The organism is Cellulomonas sp. NPDC057328, assembly GCF_042667215.1.
Classification (GTDB): Bacteria; Actinomycetota; Actinomycetes; order Actinomycetales; family Cellulomonadaceae; genus Cellulomonas.
In genome coordinates, this window is record NZ_JBHUZW010000064.1 from 1 (window position 1) to 21159 (window position 21159).

Below are 21159 nucleotides of genomic sequence, written 5' to 3' on the forward strand. Positions count from 1 at the left end.
GGCCCGCGCTCAGCCGAGCGCGGGCTCGGGCTCCTGCTCGGGCTCCGCGGCGGGACGGGGCGCCGCGAGGCGGTCGAGCTCGGCGCGCACCGCGACGGCGTACCGCTCGGGCGAGAACCGCGCGAGGGCGTCGGCGCGCGCTGCCGCGGCAAGCCGGGCGCGCAGCGCGGGGTCGTCGTCGAGGCGCGCGAGCGCGTCGGCCAGCGCCGCGGCGTCGCCGGGCGGCACGAGCAGGCCGGTCTCGCCGTCCCGCAGGATCTCGGCGAGCCCCTGCACGCGGGACGCGACGACGGCGCGCCCGGCGAGCATCGCCTCGACGGCGGTGTTGCCGAACGGCTCGACGCGGGACGGCACGAGCACGACGTCGGCCTCGGCCAGCAGCGGCCACGTCGGGTGCACGAAGCCGAGCAGCTCGACGCGCCCCGCCAGCGCCGGCTCGTCGAGCCGTGCGCGCAGCTCCCGCTCGAACCACTCGTAGCCGGTGAACGTGCTGCCGGCCACGCGCAGGTGGACGTCGTGCCCGCGGGCGACGGCCTGCGCGACCGCCTCGAGCGCGACGTCGGTGCCCTTGCGCGGCGACAGGCGGCCGACCAGCACGACGCGCAGCGGCCCGCCGGGTGCCGGCGGCGCGGGGTCGTCGGCGGGGCCGGGCACGCCGTTGTGCACGACCACCGCCCGCTCCGCGAGCGAGCGGAACACCGGCCCGATGCTGCGGCGTGCGGCCGCCGAGTTCGTCACGACGCGGTCGGCGAGCAGCAGGGGCGCGGTGAGCGCGGCGGTGACGACGCGGGGCTGGTCCTCCTCGGCCTCGTGCACGTGGCACAGCACCGGCACGCGCGCGAGCCGCGCGGCGACGACCCACCACGGGATCGTCAGGGTGCTGACGTAGACGACGTCGGGCCGCGTGCGCCGCAGCGTCCGCGTGGTGCGGACGACCGAGCGCACGGCCGCGAGCGCGAGCCCCGGCAGCCGGGCGGGGTGCAGCAGCGCCTTGCGCAGCACCGGCAGGTCCGCCGCCGTCACGCGCACCCCGAGCGCGGCGGCGCGTGCCGTCAGCGGCCCGTCACCGGGCAGGACGAGCTCGACGTCCCAGCCGCCGGCGCGCGCGCCCCGCAGGGTCTCGAGCATCTGGAGGTCGGCGCCGTACAGCTCGGTCGACGGGTGCGCCACGACGAGCCGGCGCGGGGCGCCGCCCGTGCGCGCCTCCGGGTGCGGCGCCCGGCGGGGCAGCAGCGCCTCCCGCACGCCCGCGAGGGTGCCGCCCGCGACGGACAGCAGCGGCCGCGGGCTCTCCAGCAGCTGGCGCCGCCCGCCGCGCAGCAGCACGCGCCGGGCCCACCACGGCGCGCGCAGCACCCAGCGCAGGCGGTCGGCCGCGGCCAGGTGGCGGCCGGCGAACAGCAGCCGGTTGCGCGTGTTCTGGACGTAGTACAGGTCGGAGCGGCGCCGGCTGCCGGCGTGCTCCTGCGTCCCGCCGACGGCGTGCGTCGCGACCACGTCGTCCCGCACGGCGAGCCGGAGCCCCGCCGCGCGCGCCCGCCACGACAGGTCGACGTCCTCCCAGTACATGAAGTAGGCGGGGTCGAAGCCGCCCACGCGGCGCCACGCGGCGGCGGAGAACGCGAGGCAGGCGCCGGACAGCCAGTCCACGTCGCCGTCGCCGACCGCCCCCGCCCCGGCCCGCGGGCTGCCGCGGCGCAGGTCGAGCACGCCGCCGGCGAACCACACGCGTCCGGCCTCGTCGAGCACGACCGGGGAGAGGAGCACGTCGGGGTCCTCCGCGGCGGCCGACAGCAGGGCGGCCGCGCCGGCGGGCGCGAGCGCCAGGTCGGGGTTGAGCACGAGGACGGCCCGCGCGCCGAGCGCGAGGGCGTGCGCGACGCCGCGGTTCACGCCCGCGCCGAAGCCGTCGTTCGGCGCCGTCACCAGCTCCCAGCCGTGCTCGTCCACCACCGCGCGGGCCGCGGCGCGGTCGTCGGCGGCGGGCGAGTTGTCGACGACCACGACGACGGCGTCGTCGAGACCCGCCGCCGTCGCGGCGAGGTACCGGCGCAGCAGGTCCGCCGAGCGGTGGTTGACGACGACCACGCCGTACCGGGGAGCGCCGTCGGGCATGCGGGGACCTCCGGGGACCGGGCGGGAGAGCGGGCTGGAGAGCGGTGGGCGGAGCGGGTGGTGAAGCGGGCGAAATCGTGGCAAACCGTCTCCTCGACCCTAGCCGAGCGGGTAGCGTCGCGAGCCGGGCGCCCGGGTGAAGCCGCGGGTGGGAGCACGGAGGAGGGGTCGTGTGACGAGGGACCGGTCGATCCCGCGGCTGCGGGTGCTGCAGTCCTTCCGCGAGCCCCGCACCACCACCAACCCGTACCTCGTGCAGCTGCGCGACGCGCTCGCCCCGCACGCCGACGTCGCCACGTTCCGCTGGTCGCGCGCGCTCGCGGGGCGGTACGACGTCCTGCACGTGCACTGGCCCGAGGTGGTCGTCGACCGCGGCACCCGCGTGCGCCGCTGGGGCGCCACGGCGCTGTTCGCGCTCGTCGTCCTGCGGGCGTCCACGGGGGGACGCGTGCTCGTGCGGACCGTGCACAACGTGGCGCCGCACGAGCGCCCGCACCGCGCCACCGCCGCCGTGACGCGGTGGTGCGACCGGCGCACCGGCTGGCGCGTCCGGCTCAACGACCGCACCCCCGTGCCGGACCCGGCGCGCGCGAGCACCGTGCCGCACGGCGACTACACCGCCTGGTTCGCGACGTACCCGCGGGCGACGGCGGTGCGCGGCCGGCTCGCGACCGTCGGGCTCGTCCGCCCGTACAAGGGCGTGGAGGACCTCGTCGCGGCCGTCCGCGCGACGCCCGCGGACGCGGGCCTCGACCTCGTCGTCGCCGGCCGCGCGGCGACACCCGCGGTCGCGGACGGCGTGCGGGCCGCCGCGGGCGACGACCCCCGCGTGCGGCTCGACCTGCGGCACGTCGACGACGAGCAGCTCGTCGCGGAGGTCACGTCCGCCGAGCTCGTCGTGCTGCCGTACCGCGCGATGCACAACTCGGGGGCCGCGCTGCTCGCCCTCTCGCTCGGGCGGCCGGTGCTCGTGCCCGACGGTGACGTCGTCGCGGACCTGGCCGCCGAGGTCGGGCCGGCGTGGGTGCGGCGCTTCACGCCGCCGCTGACCGCCGACGTGCTGCTGCGGGAGGTCGCCGCGCTGCGCGCCGACGCCCCCACCGGCGAGCCGGACCTGCGCGCGCGGCGGTGGGACGCCGTGGCGAAGGGGCACGTGCGCGCGTACGAGGCGGCGCTCGCGGCGGCACGGGGCGCGGCACGGGGCGGTGGCCGGCCGTGACCGCCGTCGTCGCGATGCTCACCTACCGGCGGCCGGAGGACCTGCGCGTCGCGGTGCCGGCGTTCCTGGCCGCCACCGCGCACGACGGCGCGGAGCTGCTCGTGGTCGACAACGACCCCGACGCGTCCGCCCGCGCGTGGGTCGAGGCCTGCACCGGCCCCCGCGTCCGGTACGTCCACGAGCCGCGGCCGGGCATCGCCGCCGGTCGCAACCGGGCGCTCGACGAGTGCCCGGACGCCGACCTCCTCGTGTTCGTCGACGACGACGAGCGGCCCGAGCCGGGCTGGTGGGACGCGCTCACGGCGTGCCACCGGGCGAGCGGCGCGACGGGCGTGGTGGGCGCGGTCGTCTCCGAGTTCGTGCGCGAGCCGGAGCCGTGGGTGACCGCCGGCCGGTTCTTCGCGCGGCGCCGCCTGCCCACGGGCACCGTGGTGGACGTCGCGGCGACGAACAACCTGCTGCTCGACGTCGCGGCCGTGCGGCGGCTCGGCGTGCGGTTCGACGAGCGGTTCGGCCTCAGCGGCGGCAGCGACACCCTGTTCACGCGCGACCTGGTGCGGCGCGGCGGGCGGCTCGTCTGGTGCGACGAGGCCGTCGTGGTCGACCGCGTGCCGGCGGACCGCATGACGCCCGGGTGGGTGCTGCGCCGCGCCCGGCGCAGCGGCAACTCGGCGAGCCGGGCCGAGCTGGTGCTCGCGCGCGACGCGGGGGAGCGCGCCGCCGTGCGCGCCCGGTACCTCGCCCGCGGCGCGCTGCGGGTGGTCGGCGGCGCCGTCCGGGTGGCCGCGGGCGTGCTGCGCCGCGACCCGGTGCTGCGCCTCGTGGGGCGGCGCACCGTCGAGCGCGGGCGCGGGATGGTGACGGGTGCGCTGGGGCACGTCGTCGTGGAGTACGCGCGCACCACGGGCGGCCCGGACGCCGGTGCCGACCCCGAGCCGGCCCGTACCGCGGGTGCCGACGGCGGGGCGGCGACGTTCACAGCCCCCGATCAGCTCCGCGCGGCCCCCGAGCGCACGCGCCGGTAGGTGCCGCGGGCGGTGCGCAGGGTCGTGCGCAGGTCGCCGAGCGCCAGCCGCACGAGGCCGAAGCCCCGGTACCGCGGCGCCCGCGCACCCGCCAGGCGCGCCCCCACGAGCCGGCCCGCGAGCGTGCGGCGGCGCGTGGTCTGCAGCGGCTGCACGCCCATGACGACGTCCGGGTCGACGGGCCGCACGTCGAGGACGCCGGCCGCGACGGCGCGCTCGACGACGTCCCGCCCGCGGGGCGTGCGCGCGACGAGGGCGCTCCAGCCGTCGGACTCGGTGAAGACGGGGTAGCCGCGCTCGTCGGTGCGCCACAGGTCCCCCGCGACCACGTCGGCGCTCTCGCCCACGCCGTCGGGGCAGGTCTTGCACCGCCACTGCACCGAGCGCCCCAGCACCTCGCCCCACGACTCGTGGTAGGAGGTGGCGACCTGCGACCCGTCCGGCCGCTGGGCGGTGAAGCTGCCCGGCCAGCCGCGGCCGCGGTACCAGAGCGCCGTGAGCGGCTCCCCGGCACCGACGCCGAGGCGCTCGAGGACCGCGTCGGTCGCGTGCGCGGACGGCGTGCCCGCGCAGAAGAACGACAGCAGCAGCGGTGCCGGGCCGCCGTCGGCGAGCGCCCGCAGCGCGGCCGTCTCGCACGGCTTGCCGGTGGTGACGGACGCCGGGTCGGCCGCGTCGGGGTGCGCGCAGACGCCGACGGGCGCGTACCGCGACCCCGCGGCCTCCAGCGCCTCGGCGCGCGACCGGATCGTCACGGGCACGGTGCGGCGCGGCGCGTCCGCGTCCCGTGCCGCGCCGACGCCGCGCACGGCCTCGCCCTGCGCGACCAGCCACGTGGTGAGCGCGGTGAGGACGCCGCCGCTGCTGCCGCGCCGGCGCGCCTCCGGGTCGGTCGCGCACGCCTCCCAGCAGCCGGCGACCGGGCCCAGCAGCGGGTGCCGGACGGTGCCCGGCGGGCGCGCGGCGCGCACCGTCCGGCCGGGGCAGGACCGCGCGAACGCGCGCACGTCGGCCGCGTCCGCGGTGGACGGCCCGGTCCGCACGGGTCGCGCGAAGCCCGCGGCGTCGAGCGTCATCGTCAGGCCGCCGTCGAGGCGCGTGCACAGGCCGCAGCCGCTGCACGCGCCGGCCGCGACGACGCGGCCGACCTGGGCGTCGAGGGTCGTCACTGCACGCGCGCCAGCGCCGTCGTGGCGCCGACGAGCAGCTCGTCGGCGCGCGCGTTGAGCCGCGCGACGTCGTCGTCGAGGTCCGCGTCGGCGAGCCGCAGCACGGTGGCGGCCGGGTCGTCGTCCGCGCGCAGGTCCACGGTCCGGTGCCAGCCCAGGTCCGCGAGCAGCGGCGCGAACTTGCGCGAGTAGGCGAGCGGGACGGCCGGCGTGCCCGTCGAGAGCGCGTTGAGGCACGCGTGCATGCGTGACCCGACGACGAGGTGCGCCGACGCCGTCGCGCGGCGCACGTCCTCGAGGTCCGTCGGCACGACCACCTCGACGTCGCCGTCGTCCAGCAGGCGGGCGACCTCGTGCACCGCGGGGACGTCGTTGTCGGCGACCGGCGAGTCGAGCACGTGCGCGAGCAGGCTCACGCGGCGGCCCCGCTGCCGCAGCCCGCGCGCGAGGTCGAGGACGACGGCCCGGTAGCGCTCGTGGTCGACGTGCGGGTTCGGCGCCCAGAGCAGGCCCGAGACGTTGAGCAGGACGTCGCGCGTGCGCGGCACCGCCGGGCGGGGGAGCGCGAAGACGACGTCCGTGCTCACCACGTCGACGGGCCGGCCGAGGGAGCGTGCGGCGTCCGCGCTCACCTGGTCCCGCGACATCGCGACCCGCGCGTGCCGGAGCGTGGCCCGGGCCAGCGCGCGGCCGCGGCGGGAGCCGAACGGCCCGATGGTCTGCGGCGCGAGCACCACCGGCACGCCGACGCCGTGCGCGAGCCGCGCGAGCAGGCTCTGCGTCGTCAGCCGCCGCAGCCCGTAGATGTCGGCGAACGAGTCGCCCGCGCGCGTGTCGACCGCGAGGTCGAACCCCGCGAGCCAGTCGCGCAGCGGCACGCGCGGGTCGAGCCGCGCCCGCACGAGCGGGCGCCAGTCGCCCACCGGCGAGGGCGCCGTGCGGCTGCGGTAGTGCACGTGCACGACCTCGGCGTCGGGGTGGACGCGGCGGACGAGCGCGGCGCTGCCCTGCGCGAGCGCCCGCACCCCCAGGTTCGAGGACCGGTCGTCGGCCCACATGACGAGCACGCGCAACGGCTCTCCTCCCCCCGGCGGCGGCCGGCGGGCGCCGCCGGTCGCGGTGAGTCTAGGGGCCCTTTGGGGTGATTCGTCCCGTCCCCGGCCGTTATCACCCGGTCGCTCCCCGTCGGGCCGGGGGCCGGCGGGTACGGTGCCCGAGCCGGTGCCAGCGACAGCGGGAGGTCGTCCCATGGAGGAGCGCGACGAGGTCCGGGCGGGTGCCGCCGGCCCGGACGACGGCGAGCCGACCACCGGTGCCGCCGCGGACCCGGCGGGCGACGCGTCGGACGACGGCGCACCCGGCGACGGCGCCCCCGACGGGCCCGGCACGCGCACGCGGCGGCTGCTCGTCGTGGCCGGCGCGCTCGCGGTGGTCGCGGCCGTCGCGCTCGGCGTCGCGCTGACGACGCGGGACGGGGGTGCCCCGGCGGCGCGGACGGCCGACCCGACCGCCACGGTCACGACCGCACCGGCCCCGACGCCCACGGCGTCGGCCACGCCCGACGACCCGGCGACGGCCGCCCCCGGCACCCCGGCCCCCGACGCTGCCGCGCCCGCGCCCGACGGCGCACCCCCGGCCGCCGGCGGGCCCGTGCCCGTCCCTCCGCTGGGCGACGTCGCCCCCGCGACCGGCACCGGGCAGGAGCCCGTGGCGGCAGGGCCGCTGACCGTCGCGGTGACGGGGCTCGAGGCCGTGACGACGGGCGCCGAGGGGATCGGCGAGATCGCGTCGCCCGGCGTCGTCGTCACCGTGGAGGTGCGCGGCCCCGGCGGCACGCAGCTCGACGCCGCGGCCGTCGCCGCCCACGCCGGCGCGGACAGCGTCCCGCTGCGCCCCGCGGACACGGACGGGCGGAGCGCGCCGCTGCCGGCGGCGCTGCCGGGCGACGGGGTCGCGCGGGGCGCCTACGTGTTCGCGGCGCCCGCCGCCGGCACGCCGCTGGCCGTCACGGTGCTGCTGCGCCTGGACGCCCCCGCCGTCGTCGTCCAGGGCCTCGTCGCGCCCTGACGTCCACGCCGGCCGGCGGGCCTGCGGGCCGGCCCGAGGTGCGCCTCGTCCGCGGTCCGACCGGGGGTGCGACCGCCCCCGCGCCCCCGCCGCGCGGGCCCCGGTGCACCCCTGCGCGACCCCGCGCGCCCCGGTCGTGACGGCATGGACTCGGACGACCGTCCACTGTGACAGCGGGTCGCTCGGGTGAATCCCGGCCCGGGCCGGGGTGAAGTCCGGGAAGTCGGGCTCCGACGGGGCGATACGCGTCTAACGTCCCCTTCGCACCGTTTTCCGACCGGCCGCTGCCTGCGGCGACCAGAGGGCGAGGATCCCCGTGTCCGTCACCGTCCGCCTGCACCGTCGAGCCCGGTCCGTCGCCCTCCTGGCGGCCGCCCTCCTCGCCGTCACGGCGCCCGCCCACGCCGACACCGCACCTGCCGACCCGGAGCGTCCGGGGCAGGCGACCACCGTCACCGCCGACGCGCTGCCGACCGTGCAGATCGACGGCGTCGTGTGGGCGCAGGTGGTCGTGGGCAACACCGTCTACGTCGCCGGCGAGTTCACCACGGCGCGTCCCGCGGGCGCCGCACCGGGCACGAGCACGGTGCCCCGCGCGAACCTGCTCGCCTACGACATCCGCACGGGCGTGCTCGACCCGACGTTCGCGCCCGTGCTCGACGGGCAGGCGCTGGGCATCGCGGCGTCGCCGGACGGCCGCCGCGTGTACGTCACGGGCGACTTCAACAAGGTCGACGGCCAGTGGCGCGTGCGCATCGCCGCGTTCGACACCGCGACGAAGCAGCTCGTCCCCGGCTTCCGCCCGACGCTCGCGTCGCGCGGGCTGTCCGTGACGGCCACCGACGACACCGTCTACGTCGGCGGCAACTTCACCTCGGTCGCCCCGGTGACCGGTGCGACGCTGCAGCCGCGCCGCTACGTGGCCGCGTTCGAGGCGGCGACGGGCGCGGTCCGGCCGTTCACGGTGGACGCGTCGGCACCCGTGACGGCGCTCGCGCGGCAGGCGAACGGCGAGCGGCTGATCCTCGGCGGCCGCTTCCAGACGGTCAACGGGACCGCGGCCGTGGGGCTGGCGTCGGTCCACCCGACGACGGGCGCGACGATCCCGTACCCGGCGTCGACCCAGATCCGCAACGGCAGCACGAACGCCGCCATCCTCAGCCTGGTCGCCGACGAGACCGGCGTCTACGGGACCGGCTACCACTACGGCAAGGCGGGCAACCTCGAGGGCACCTTCCGGGCCGACCCGGAGACGGGCGAGATCGTGTGGATCGCCGACTGCCACGGCGACAGCTACTCGGTGACGCGGATGGGCGACGTCGTCTACACCGCGAGCCACTCGCACTACTGCGGCAACATCCCGGCCGGCTTCCCGCAGACCGAGCCGTGGTCGCACCACCACCTCAACGCGTTCACGATCGGCGCGGAGGGCACCAACACGCCCGACATCTACGGCTACCCGCACTCCGCGGGCCAGCCGGCACCGGGCCTCCTGCACTTCTACCCCGACTTCTACACGGGCGAGTACACCGGGCAGGGCCAGGCGGGCTGGTCGGTGGCGAGCAACGCGGACTACATCACGATGGGCGGCGAGTTCCCCGGCGTGAACGGCCGCGCGCAGCAGGGTCTCGTGCGGTTCGCCCGCAGCGACATCGCGCCCGACGACCAGGGGCCGCGCCTGTCCGGCGCCGACTGGGGCGTCCGGGCGACGTCGACGGCCCAGGGCCAGGTCCGCGTGTCGTGGACCGGCAACTACGACCGCGACAACGAGACGCTCACCTACCGCGTGTACCGGGGCTCGAGCCCGTCGGGCACGCCGCTGGCGACGCGGGCGGTGACGCACCGGTACTGGGAGACGCCGTCGTTGGGCCTGACGGACACCGGCCGGCCGCCGGGGTCGACGCAGACCTACGTCGTCACCGCGACCGACGCGTTCGGCAACCGGGCGGTGTCCGCCCCGGTCTCCGCGACGGTCGCGTCCGCGGGCACGACCAGCCCGTACGTCGCGGCGCTGCGGGCCGACGAGCCCGTCGCGCACCACCGCCTCGGCGAGCCGTCGGGCGGTGCGGTGCTCGACTCGGCCGGGTTCCAGGACATGCGCACGGTCGGCAGCGGGATCGCGCGGGGCGTCCCGGGCGTGGTCGCGGGTGACGGCGACACGGCCACTGACTTCCCGGGGACGAGCGGCTCGTTCGCCGTGCAGACGGCGCCGACCAACGCGCCCGACCGGTTCTCGGTCGAGGCGTGGGTGCGCACCACCACGTCGCGCGGCGGCGCCGTCGTCGGGTTCGGCAGCTCGGCGTCGGGGCTGTCGGGCACGTCGACGTCCGACCGCGTCCTGTACCTGGACAACTCCGGGCGCGCGAACTTCGGCACCTACGGCACCGACCGCCGGACCCTGCGCTCGCCGGCGGCCGTCAACGACGGCGCGTGGCACCAGCTCGTGGGCACGTACGAGGACGGCGTCATGCGCCTGTTCGTCGACGGGCAGCAGGTCGGCGAGCGGTCGGACGCGCCGTGGGTGCGCCCGTACTGGGGCTACTGGCGGATCGGCGGGGACCGCGTGTCGAGCTTCTCGAACGCGCCGTCGTCGAACTACCTCGACGGCGCGGTCGACGAGGTGTCGGTCTGGGGCCGCGCCCTGAGCCCCGCGAAGGTCGCCGAGCACCACGCGGCCGCGCTGGCGACGACGACCGCGAACCGCTTCCCGACGGCCGCCTTCACGACCACGGCGACCGACCTGCGCCTCGACGTCGACGGGTCCGGCTCCACGGACGTCGACGGCACCGTGACGGCGTGGGCGTGGGACTTCGGCGACGGGACGACCGGCACGGGCCCCACCGCGACGCGGACGTACACCGCGGCCGGCACGTACACGGTGCGCCTCACGGTGACGGACGACCGGGGGGACACCGGCACCGCCGAGCAGACCGTCACGGTGACCGCCCCGCCGCCGCCGAACCAGGCGCCGACGGCGGCGTTCACGCCGACGCTCACCGGCGCGGACCTCGTCGTCGACGGCTCGGCGTCGGCCGACCCCGACGGCACGCTCGTCTCGCACGCGTGGGAGTTCGGCGACGGGGGCACCGCGACGGGCGCGACCGCCACGCACACGTACGCCGGCCCGGGCACGTACCCGGTGCGGCTCACCGTCACGGACGACGACGGCGCGACCGCGACGACCGAGCGGTCCGTCACGGTCGCGCCGGGCCCCGGCCCGGTGGCGCTCGTCGCCGACGCCTTCGGGCGCACGAGCGCGAGCGGCTGGGGCGCCGCCGACCAGGGCGGCACGTGGGTGATCGCCGGGTCGGCCGGCCTCTACCAGGTGCAGGAGGGCACGGGCCGGGTCTCCCTCGGCGCCGGGTCGACGCCGCGCCTGCGGGTCGACTCCACGGCGGTGCAGTCCGCCGACGTGACGGCCACGGTCACGCTCGACCGCCTGTCGAACGCCGGCACCACGACCCTGTGGCTGGCCGGCCGGACCAGCGGCTGGGACTCGCAGTACGAGGTCGCCGTCCGCATCACGTCCACCGGCGCGACGACGGCGCAGCTCGTCCGCCGGCTCCCGACCGGCACGACGACGCTCGCGAACGCCGCCGTGCCGGGCGGGGCCACCGCCGCCGGCGCGCCGCTGCGCCTGCGCCTGCAGCTCGAGGGCTCCGGGACGACGGCGCTGCGCGCGAAGGTCTGGCCCGCGTCCGCGGCGGAGCCGTCCGGGTGGCTCCTGCAGTCCACCGACGCCACGCCGGAGCTGCAGGACGGCGGCGGCGTCGGCCTCGGCCAGTACACCGCCTCCGCGACCACGAACGGCCCCGTCCGCGTGAGCTGGGACGACCTGTCGGCCACGGCGCTCGGGTGACGCCCGCGTCCACCGGCCCCGGGAGGGCGTCGACATCCGTCGGTGCCGTCGCCACACTGGGGCCGGTGGGGGCGTGCGGGGGGCGAGGCACGGCATGAGCCTGTCGGCGCAGGCCGTCGACGAGCTGGCCGTGCTCGTCGTGCTCGCGGCCCTCGCCCTGGCGTGCCTGGCCGTCGTGCGCGCCAGGCCGGTGCTGGGCCTCGTGGGCTTCCTCGTCCTGCTCGCGTTCGTCCCGGCGTGGTTCGGGCTCCAGATGGTCGTGTTCCTGACGCCCGCGACGGCGCTCGGCGTCGCGCTCGTCGCCGCGGCGTGGCGCCGCGTCGACCTGCGCCTGCACGGGTTCGACCTGATCATGCTCGCGGTGGTCACCGCGGTGGTCACGTCGTTCCTCGCGGGGTACGTGCCGCTGGCGTCGGCGTACGCGGTCGTGCTGGGGTGGGCCGTGCCCTACGTGGTGGGGCGCGTGACGTCGGTGTCGCTGCCGCCCGCGGTCGTCGCCACGTGCGTCGCCGTCGTGCTCGGCGTGGTCGCGCTGTTCGCGGTCGCCGAGTTCCTCACCGGCGTCAACCCGTTCGTCGGGATCGGCGCGGGCACGCCGTTCGTCGAGCGCTCCGGGTACCGCGTGTGGTCGCCGATCCAGGTGCGGGGCGGGCAGGCGCGCGCCGAGGCGGCGTTCGGGCACTCGATCGCGCTGGGCGCGACGCTCGGCATGGCCGTGCCCTTCGTGTGGGTGAGCGCGCTGCGGCCGTGGCTGAAGGCCCTGACGCTGCTCGCCGTCTCGGCGGCGGCGGTGTTCACGTTCAGCCGCATCGGCATGGTGAGCGTCGGGGGCGCGCTCGTGCTGTCCCTGCTGTTCCTCGGGCGGCACGTCACGCGGCGGTTCCGGCTCACGGTGCTGCTCGTGCTGGCGGCGGGTGCCGCGGTCGTCGTGCCGGTCGCGCTCGAGGTGTTCGCGACCGCCGGCGACGAGGCGACGGGGTCCGCCGAGTACCGCGGCGACCTGCTGCAGCTGCTGCCGGAGCTCGCGTGGGTCGGCGAGTCGCCGGCCGCCGCACGGGACGCGTCGGGGGCGCGGTCCTTCGGCGGGTTCGAGTCGATCGACTCCGCGATCGTGCTCGTCGGGCTCCGGTACGGCATCCTGCCGCTCGCGCTGCTCCTCGCCGGCGCCCTCGCGGGCCTCGCCGCGCTCGTGCGGGGACGCCGCCACGCCGCGCTCGTCGCCGCGCTCGCCACGCTGCCCGCGCTCACGTCGGTCGCGTTCATCACGCAGCTCACGACGTTCTTCTGGTTCGTCGTCGGCCTCGCCGTGGCGCCCGCCGCGGCCCCCGGTCCCGCGCCGCCGGACGGCGCGGACGCGGCCGACCTGCACGAGGTCCACCCGCCGGAGCCGGCCCCGGCCGCCGGGCCGGATGGTTCAATCGAACGAGTGACGAAGGAGGCCGGATGACGCTCCGCGACGTGCTGGCGGCCGTGCGCAAGCACTGGGTGCTCATGGTGCTGCCCGTGCTGCTGCTGGCCGGCGGCGTCGGCTACCTGTCCCTGACGGCCGTGCCGCAGTACCGCGCGCACGCCGCCGTCTACGTCTCCATCGCGGCGGCGGAGGACCCCGGCGACCTCAACCAGGGCACCAGCTACACGCAGGCGCAGATGCTGTCGTACGCGCGGCTCGCGTCGCTGCCCGTCGTGCTCGACCCGGTCGCCGAGAGCCTCGGCCTCGACGAGACCGGCCGCGAGCTGGCCGGCCGCGTCACGGCGTCGACGTCGGGGGACGTGTCGATCCTCGACGTCTCCGTGACCGGCGCGTCGCCCGACGAGGCCGCGCAGATCGCCAACGCCGTGGTCGACCAGCTGCGCGGGGCCATCGAGGACCTGGCCCCCGACACCGGCACCGGCGCGAGCGCGGTCAGCGCGACCGTCGTCGACAGCGCCGTGCCGCCGCAGGCGCCGTTCGCGCCGAGCACGCGGCGCAACGTGCTCGCCGCCGGGTTCGCGGGCGTCGTCCTCGGCGTCCTCGCCGCGTGGCTGCGCGAGGCGCTGGACACGCGCGTGCGCCGGCCGGAGGACGTCGAGAACGCGACGGGCGTGCCGGTGCTCGGCACGCTGCGCCCCCTGCGCCGGTCGGCCCCCGAGCTGGCCGCGCCGCTCGCACCCACGGGCCCGTCGGCCGAGGACGTCCGGCGCGTGCGCACCAACCTGCAGATGATCGGCCGGGTGGGCCGCCCCAAGACGTTCGTCGTCGCGTCCGCGCTCGCGGGCGAGGGCAAGACGCACACGGCCGTGCGCATCGCCGGCTCGTTCGCCGCCGCGGGCGAGCGCGTGCTGCTCGTGGACGCCGACCTGCGCCGCCCCGCCGTCGCGGACCGCCTCGGCATCGAAGGCGGCGTGGGCCTCACCGAGGTGCTGGTGGGGCGCGCGGCGTTCGACGACGTCGTGCAGGAGGTCGGCGACCGGCTGTCGGTGCTGCCGTCCGGGGCCATCCCGCCGAACCCCAGCGAGCTGCTGTCGTCCCGCGAGTTCGACGAGCTGCTCGAGGCCGCGGGGGAGCGGTACGACCTCGTCCTCGTCGACGCCCCGCCCGTCCTGTCCGTCGCCGACGCGATCGTGGTCGCGCGCAAGGCCGTGGGCCTGGTCGTCGTCGTCGACGCCCGGCGCACGCGGCGGGCCCACCTGCGCAAGCTGGTGGACGGGGTCCGGCTCGGCGGCGGTCGCGTGGTCGGCGCCGTGCTCAACCGCGGCCGCGTGCCGGCGGAGGCCGCGTACGAGTACGTGGCGTCGCCGTCGCGCGGCACGGTGTCCGGGCGCGCGGCCGCCCGGTCGCGACGCGCGGAGGCGCGCCGGGGTGTCGCCACGGGCGGCGACCGGTCCGCGCACCGCGGGGGCGAGGGCACGCACGCGCGGACGGGCGACGGCGGCGGGACGCCCGCGCCGGCCTGGTCGCCGGTCGTGCCGGGGACCACGGAGGCACCCGCGGCGGGCGCGCCCGACGACGCGTCGGCCGCGGCCGGCCCGCGGTCCGACGACCCGCCCGCGTCGACCGGGCCGCACGGGGACGAGCGGCTCGACGCGCCGCGCGACGAGCAGGCCGCGGTGCAGCACGACGGGGAGGCCGACGCACCGCACGACCCGCCGGTCGACGCAGACGCACCGCACGAGCCGCAGGCCGACGTGACGCAGGACCCCCGGCCCGACGCACCGGACGACCTGCAGGCCGACGCGCGCCCGCCGCGGGGTGACGTCCTCGCGCACCCGCTCGGCGACGTCCCGCACTTGGAGCCGGCACCGGCCGACGAGGACGTGCTGGCCCCGGACGCCACCCGGCGCTGACGCGCCCCGGACGGCCCGGCGTCGCCGATCCGGACTTTTCATCCCGTACCGGGGCACACGCGTGCACATCCCTCGACTACGGTCGGGCGAGGTGCCGGTGCACGACCCGGCAGGGACGGGGGCGGTACGCGTGGCGGACAACGAGGGCACGGCGGCACGACGCGGCCGGGGCGGGCTCGGCAGCGCCCGGCGCGCCGCGGCGGCCTGGCGGCGGCTCGCCCCCTTCTTCGCGGCGTCGCGCGGGCAGGTCGTGACGATCGCGATCGTCTCGGTGGTCGCCGGCGTCGCCGAGGCCGCGCTGCTCGCGCTCGTGGCGTCCCTCGCGCTCTCGCTGTCGCAGGGCAGCGACTCGGTGCAGGGGGACCTCGGGCCGCTGACCCTCGACTCGCCGCTCGACGTCGCGTTCGTCGTGGCGCTCGTCCTCGCGCTCGTGCGCGGCGGCCTCCAGCTCTGGCTGGCGTACCTGCCCGCGGCCATCAGCGCGTCGGCGATGGTCGGGCTGCGACGGCGGCTGTTCGACGCGTTCGTCGCCGCGACGTGGTCGGTCAAGGCGGCGGAGCGCGACGGGCAGTTCCAGACGTTCATGAACGTGCACGTCAACCAGACGACGCAGGCGATCATCCAGATCGCGTCCGTGGTGACGAACGTGCTCATGTTCCTGTCGCTGATGATCTCCGCCGTCGCCCTGAGCCCGGTCGCGGCCGCGGTGCTGTCCGTCGCGTCGCTGGGCCTGTTCCTCGCGCTGCGGCCGCTGGCGCGCCGGCTGCGCCGCCACTCGCGCGAGCTCAGCGAGGAGAACGTCGAGTACGCGAACGGCGTCCAGGGCGTCGCCGCCACCGCGGAGGAGATGCAGGTCTTCGGCGCCTCGCCGCGCTTCGTGGAGCAGTTCTACGGGCTGCTCGACGGCGTGCGCCGGCCGCTGCTGCGGTCGCGGTTCCTCGTCGGGGCGCTGCCGTCGCTGTACCAGAGCGTCGCGCTGCTCCTGCTCGTCGTCGCGCTCGCGGTCGTGTCGCTCATGGACGCCGGGCAGATGACGACGCTCGGCGCGGTCGTCCTCATGCTCGTGCGGGCGCTGTCGTACGGGCAGCGCGTGCAGTACTCCGTCACCGGCATCGACGAGAAGCTGCCCTTCATGAACCACCTGGCCGACGCGATCGAGACGTACCGCGCGCACCGCCAGGTCGACGGCGGCCGCCCGCTGGGCGCGGTCGAGCGGATCGGCATGCGCGACGTGCGGTTCGGCTACGAGGCCGACGCCGAGGTGCTGCACGACATCACCTTCGAGGTGGCGCGCGGCGAGGTCGTCGGCATCGTGGGGCCGTCGGGTGCCGGCAAGTCGTCGCTCGTGCAGCTCCTGCTGCGGCTGCGGGAGCCGACGGCGGGCGTGCTGACCGTCAACGGCGAGGACGCGTGGCAGGTCGACCGCGCGCACTGGCAGCGGGCCGTCGCGTACGTGCCGCAGCAGACGCAGCTCGTGTACGGCACCGTCGCCGACAACATCCGCTTCTACCGGGACGACCTCACCGACGCCGACGTCGAGCGGGCGGCCCGCTGGGCGCACGTGCACGACGAGATCGAGCAGTGGCCGGACGGGTACGCCACGACCGTGGGCCGGCGCGCGCAGGGCGTCTCGGGCGGCCAGCGGCAGCGGCTCGCGATCGCCCGCGCGCTCGCCGCGGAGCCGGAGGTCCTCGTGCTCGACGAGCCGACGAGCGCGCTGGACGTGCGCTCCGAGGAGCTCGTGCAGGAGACGCTGCGCGGGCTGCGGGGGCGCGCCACGGTCTTCCTCGTGGCGCACCGGCTCTCCACCCTCGCGGTGTGCGACCGCGTGATGGTCGTGCGCGACGGGCGCATCGAGATGTTCGACACCCCGGAGCGGGTCCTCGCGGGCAACGACTTCTTCCAGGAGGTCCACGAGATCACCCGGCGGCAGGCCGTCGGCGCGGGCCCGGCGGACTGAGACGGGGTCCCGCTGACCGTTTCACCCGGAACGCCCTGGTTTCTCCGGTGTCGTCCCCGTAGCGTTGCGCCAGCGGCCGGGGCAGGGGCACCCGGCACCGACCAGGGGAGGGTGCCGCGTGGGTCGACGGCTCATCGGGTACGCGCCGGGCGCGTACGACCTGTTCCACGTGGGGCACCTCAACCTGCTGCGGCGGGCGCGCGCCCGCTGCGACTACCTCATCGCGGGGGTCGTGAGCGACGACCAGCTCGAGCGCGTGCGCGGCCGCCGGCCCGTCGTCCCGCTCGCCGAGCGGCTCGAGATCGTCTCCCACCTCGACGTGGTCGACGAGGCGTACGCCGAGACGCTGGCCGACAAGCTGGAGACCTGGGCGGCGCTGCGGTTCGACGTCTTCTTCAAGGGCTCGGACTGGCAGGGCACGCCCAAGGGCCTGGAGCTCGAGCGGCGGTTCGCCGAGGTCGGCGTCGACGTGGTCTACGTGCCGTACACGCTGCACACGTCGAGCACGAAGCTGCGCCGGGCCCTCGCGGTCCTGGGCGGCGAGGCCACCGCGCGCGTCGACGCAGCGGTGGAGCGCGCGGGCAGCTGACCGCCCCGGGCGGCCCACGGCGGGCCGTGTCGGACCCGGTTCGTAGACTGAGCACGCACCCCGCCCCGACCCGGAGGCGGGGCGCTCGTGCTGTGCTGCGCCGCCCCGGACCCCGCGCCCCGCGTCGTGCACCGCCGGACCGTGCACGACCCGCCGTACGAAGGACCCCATGGACCTCACCGGACTCCTGCCCGCCCTGCTCGCCGACCCCGCCGCCGCGGAGGCCGTCGCGTCCGTGCGCGCACGCGGCGAGCTGGACGTCGTCGGGCCCGCCGGCGTGCGCCCGCCGCTGCTCGCGGCGCTCGCCGGCGCGCACGCCACGGCCCGCGACGCGGCGGCCGACGTGGCGGGCCGCCCGCTCGTCGTCGTGACGGCGACGGGCCGGGACGCCGACGAGCTCGCGTCGGCCCTGCGCTGCTACCTGCCGGACGACGACGTCGCCGTGCTGCCGAGCTGGGAGACCCTGCCGCACGAGCGCCTCAGCCCGCGGTCGGACACGGTCGCGCGCCGCCTCGCGGTCTTCCGCCGGCTCGCGCACCCGGACCCCGAGCCCGGGCCGACCGGCGCGGTGCGGGTGCTCGTCATGCCGGTGCGGGCGCTGCTGCAGCCGGTGGTCGAGGGCCTGGGCGAGCTCGCGCCGGTCGAGATCCGGTCCGGGCAGCAGGTGGACCTCGACGACGTCGCGCAGCGCCTCGTCGACGCGGCGTACACGCGCGTCGACATGGTCGAGCGGCGCGGCGAGTTCGCCGTGCGCGGCGGCATCCTCGACGTCTTCCCGCCGACCGAGGACCACCCCCTGCGCGTCGAGCTGTGGGGCGAGGACGTCGAGGAGATCCGCTGGTTCTCCGTCGCGGACCAGCGCAGCCTCGAGGTGGCCGACCACGGCGTGTGGGCGCCGCCGTGCCGGGAGATCCTGCTGACCCCGGCCGTCCGCGAGCGCGCCGCCGCGCTCGCGGAGCGCCTGCCCGGGGCCGTCGACATGCTCGACCGGCTCGCGGAGGGCATCGCCGTCGAGGGCATGGAGTCCCTCGCCCCGGCGCTGGTCGACCGGATGGTCCCCGTCGTCGACCTCGTGCCCGACGACACGCTGCTCGTGCTGGTCGACCCCGAGCGCGTGCGCCGCCGCGCGCACGACCTCGTCGCGACGACCGAGGAGTTCCTCGCCGCGGCCTGGACGTCCGCCGCGGCCGGCGCGCAGGTGCCGCTGGACCTGTCGGCGGCGTCGTTCGCGTCGTTCGCCGACGTGCGGGCGCGCGCGCAGGTGCGCGGCCTCGGCTGGTGGACGTTGAGCGGTTTCACGCTCGACGCCGGTGCGGCCGATTCGGGCACGACGCCCGACGACGGCCTCGGGCACACCGACGGCGTGCGGACGCTCGTCGTCGGTGCGCGCGACGTCGAGCGGTACCGCGGCGAGGTCGAGCGCGCGGTCGCGGACGTGCGCCGCCTGCAGCAGCTCGGCTGGCGCCTGCTGCTCGCGACCGAGGGGCACGGCCCCGCGCAGCGGATGGTCGAGCAGCTGCGCGCGGCCGACGTGCCGGCGCGCCTGGTCGCGACGGTCGACGACGAGCCCGAGGGCGGCGTCGTGCTCGTCACGCCGGCCCCCGTCGGGCCGGGCTTCGTGCACGAGGACCTGCACGTCGCGGTGTTCAGCGAGGCGGACCTGACGGGGCGCGCCGGGTCGAGCACGCGTGACATGCGGCGCATGCCCAGCCGGCGGCGCAACGTCGTCGACCCGCTGCAGCTGCGGCCGGGCGACTTCGTCGTGCACGAGCAGCACGGCGTCGGGCGCTTCGTCGAGCTCGTGCAGCGCACGATCGGCACGGGCGCGAACGCGGCGACGCGCGAGTACATGGTCGTCGAGTACGCGTCGAGCAAGCGCGGCCACCCGGGCGACCGGCTGTTCGTGCCGACGGACCAGCTCGACCAGGTCACCAAGTACGTGGGCGGCGAGTCGCCGACGCTCAACCGCATGGGCGGCGCCGACTGGGCGAAGACGAAGGGCCGGGCGCGCAAGGCCGTCAAGGAGATCGCGGCGGAGCTGATCCGCCTGTACTCCGCGCGCATGGCGACGCCGGGCCACGCGTTCGGCCCGGACACGCCGTGGCAGCGCGAGCTCGAGGACGCGTTCGCGTACGTCGAGACGCCGGACCAGCTCGCGACCATCGACGAGGTCAAGCAGGACATGGAGAAGCCGATCCCCATGGACCGGCTCGTCTGCGGCGACGTCGGCTACGGCAAGACCGAGATCGCCGTGCGCGCCGCGTTCAAGGCCGTCCAGGACGGCAAGCAGGTCGCCGTGCTCGTGCCGACGACCCTGCTCGTGCAGCAGCACCTCGACACGTTCGCCGAGCGCTACTCGGCCTTCCCCGTGACGGTCAGGGCGCTGTCGCGGTTCCAGACGCCGAAGGAGAGCAAGGAGATCCTCGAGGGGCTCGCCGACGGGTCCGTCGACGTCGTCATCGGCACGCACCGCCTCATCACCGGCGGCGTGCGGTTCAAGGACCTCGGGCTCGTCATCATCGACGAGGAGCAGCGGTTCGGCGTCGAGCACAAGGAGACCCTCAAGGCGCTGCGCACCAACGTCGACGTGCTCGCGATGAGCGCGACGCCGATCCCGCGCACGCTCGAGATGGCGGTGACCGGCATCCGCGAGATGTCGACGCTCGCCACGCCGCCGGAGGAGCGCCACCCCGTGCTCACGTTCGTCGGCCCGTACGAGGAGAAGCAGATCGGCGCCGCGATCCGCCGGGAGCTGCTGCGCGAGGGCCAGGTCTTCTACGTGCACAACAAGGTCGAGACGATCGAGCGGACGGCGTCACGGCTGAGCGAGCTCGTCCCCGAGGCCCGCGTCGCGGTGGCGCACGGCAAGATGGGCGAGCACCAGCTCGAGCGCGTGATCATGGACTTCTGGGAGAAGAAGTTCGACGTCCTCGTCTGCACGACGATCGTCGAGACGGGCCTGGACATCTCCAACGCCAACACGCTGATCCTCGAGCGCGCCGACCGGCTGGGGCTCTCGCAGCTGCACCAGCTGCGCGGGCGCGTCGGGCGTGGCCGCGAGCGCGCGTACGCGTACTTCCTGTACCCGCCGGAGGTGCCGCTCACCGAGACGGCGCACGACCGCCTCCAGACGATCGCCGCGCACACCGACCTCGGCGCCGGCATGGCCGTCGCCATGAAGGACCTCGAGATCCGCGGCGCCGGCAACCTGCTCGGCGGCGAGCAGTCCGGGCACATCGAGGGCGTGGGCTTCGACCTGTACATCCGCATGGTCGGCGAGGCCGTCGCGAGCTTCCGTGGCGAGGTGGACGAGGAGCTGCCCGACGTCACCATCGAGCTGCCCGTCGACGCCCACATCCCGCACGACTACGTCGCGCACGAGCGGCTGCGCCTCGAGGCGTACCGCAAGATCGCGACGGCGGCGGACGAGGCGGCCCTCGCCGAGGTGCACGCCGAGCTGGCGGACCGCTACGGCGCCGTGCCGGCCGCGGTGGAGAACCTGTTCGACGTCGCGCGGTTCCGTCTGCACGCCCGGTCGGCGGGGCTCTCCGACATCACGGCGCAGGGCCGGTTCGTGCGGTTCGCGCCCGTCGAGCTGCCGGAGTCGGCGCAGCTGCGGCTCAAGCGCCTGTACCCCGGGGCGGTCCTCAAGCCCGCGGTGCGCACGGTCCTCGTGCCGTTCCCGACGACGGCGCGCATCGGCGGCAAGCCGCTGCACGGCAAGGACCTGCTCGCCTGGACGCGGCAGTTCGTCGACGCGGTCGTGCGCGGGGACGTCGGCGCGGCGGCGCAGGTGGGCACGCGGTAGCCGGGTCGCGGGCGACGGCGCGCC

The 21159-nt window shown here is 77.0% G+C and carries 12 protein-coding genes; 9 read left to right on the forward strand and 3 right to left on the reverse strand.

Annotated elements, in window-relative coordinates; translation table 11 throughout:
• Positions 1-9: 9 nt before the first annotated feature.
• A complete protein-coding gene (locus ACFUMH_RS12225; RefSeq protein WP_378205501.1) occupies positions 10-2115 on the reverse strand; it encodes a glycosyltransferase in 2106 nt (701 codons plus the stop codon).
• 172 nt (positions 2116-2287) lie between these two features.
• Here ACFUMH_RS12225 and ACFUMH_RS12230 point away from each other — a divergent pair, with 172 nt between their 5' ends.
• A complete protein-coding gene (locus ACFUMH_RS12230) occupies positions 2288-3334 on the forward strand; it encodes a glycosyl transferase (RefSeq protein ID WP_378205503.1) in 1047 nt (348 codons plus the stop codon).
• A complete protein-coding gene (locus ACFUMH_RS12235) occupies positions 3331-4359 on the forward strand; it encodes a glycosyltransferase family 2 protein (protein WP_378205506.1) in 1029 nt (342 codons plus the stop codon). The genes ACFUMH_RS12230 and ACFUMH_RS12235 overlap by 4 nt, the downstream gene beginning before the upstream one ends.
• Here the strand turns inward: ACFUMH_RS12235 and ACFUMH_RS12240 are convergent.
• Both ACFUMH_RS12240 and ACFUMH_RS12245 read right to left on the reverse strand, forming a co-directional pair.
• Positions 4323-5528 carry a Coenzyme F420 hydrogenase/dehydrogenase, beta subunit C-terminal domain gene (locus ACFUMH_RS12240; protein WP_378205509.1) on the reverse strand — a complete coding sequence of 402 codons (1206 nt, stop codon included), beginning with the start codon at positions 5526-5528 and terminating at the stop codon, positions 4323-4325. The genes ACFUMH_RS12235 and ACFUMH_RS12240 overlap by 37 nt on opposite strands.
• Positions 5525-6595 carry a polysaccharide pyruvyl transferase family protein gene (locus ACFUMH_RS12245; RefSeq protein WP_378205534.1) on the reverse strand — a complete coding sequence of 357 codons (1071 nt, stop codon included), beginning with the start codon at positions 6593-6595 and terminating at the stop codon, positions 5525-5527. Before ACFUMH_RS12245 ends, ACFUMH_RS12240 begins: the two co-directional genes overlap by 4 nt.
• 181 nt (positions 6596-6776) lie before the next feature.
• On the opposite strand from ACFUMH_RS12245, the gene ACFUMH_RS12250 reads away from it, so the two are divergent.
• The 7 genes from ACFUMH_RS12250 to mfd all read left to right on the forward strand — a co-directional run bounded on the left by ACFUMH_RS12250 (position 6777) and on the right by mfd (position 21135).
• Entirely contained in the window at positions 6777-7595 is an 819-nt protein-coding gene (locus tag ACFUMH_RS12250) for a hypothetical protein (protein ID WP_378205512.1), read from the forward strand.
• 316 nt (positions 7596-7911) lie between these two features.
• Entirely contained in the window at positions 7912-11454 is a 3543-nt protein-coding gene (locus ACFUMH_RS12255) for a PKD domain-containing protein (protein ID WP_378205515.1), read from the forward strand.
• 94 nt (positions 11455-11548) lie between these two features.
• The gene (locus ACFUMH_RS12260; RefSeq protein ID WP_378205518.1) at positions 11549-12901 is read left to right on the forward strand and encodes a hypothetical protein; all 1353 of its coding nucleotides are present in this window, start codon (positions 11549-11551) and stop codon (positions 12899-12901) included.
• The gene (locus ACFUMH_RS12265; RefSeq protein WP_378205521.1) at positions 12898-14778 is read left to right on the forward strand and encodes a polysaccharide biosynthesis tyrosine autokinase; all 1881 of its coding nucleotides are present in this window, start codon (positions 12898-12900) and stop codon (positions 14776-14778) included. Before ACFUMH_RS12260 ends, ACFUMH_RS12265 begins: the two co-directional genes overlap by 4 nt.
• Before the next feature lie 91 nt (positions 14779-14869).
• On the forward strand, positions 14870-16738 hold the full coding sequence (locus ACFUMH_RS12270; protein WP_378205524.1) for an ABC transporter ATP-binding protein: 1869 nt from the start codon (positions 14870-14872) through the stop codon (positions 16736-16738).
• 118 nt (positions 16739-16856) lie between these two features.
• On the forward strand, positions 16857-17327 hold the full coding sequence (locus ACFUMH_RS12275; RefSeq protein WP_378205527.1) for an adenylyltransferase/cytidyltransferase family protein: 471 nt from the start codon (positions 16857-16859) through the stop codon (positions 17325-17327).
• Between the two features lie 169 nt (positions 17328-17496).
• Positions 17497-21135: a transcription-repair coupling factor gene (gene mfd / locus ACFUMH_RS12280; protein WP_378205531.1), complete on the forward strand. Its 3639-nt coding sequence runs from the start codon at positions 17497-17499 to the stop codon at positions 21133-21135.
• Positions 21136-21159: the final 24 nt, after the last annotated feature.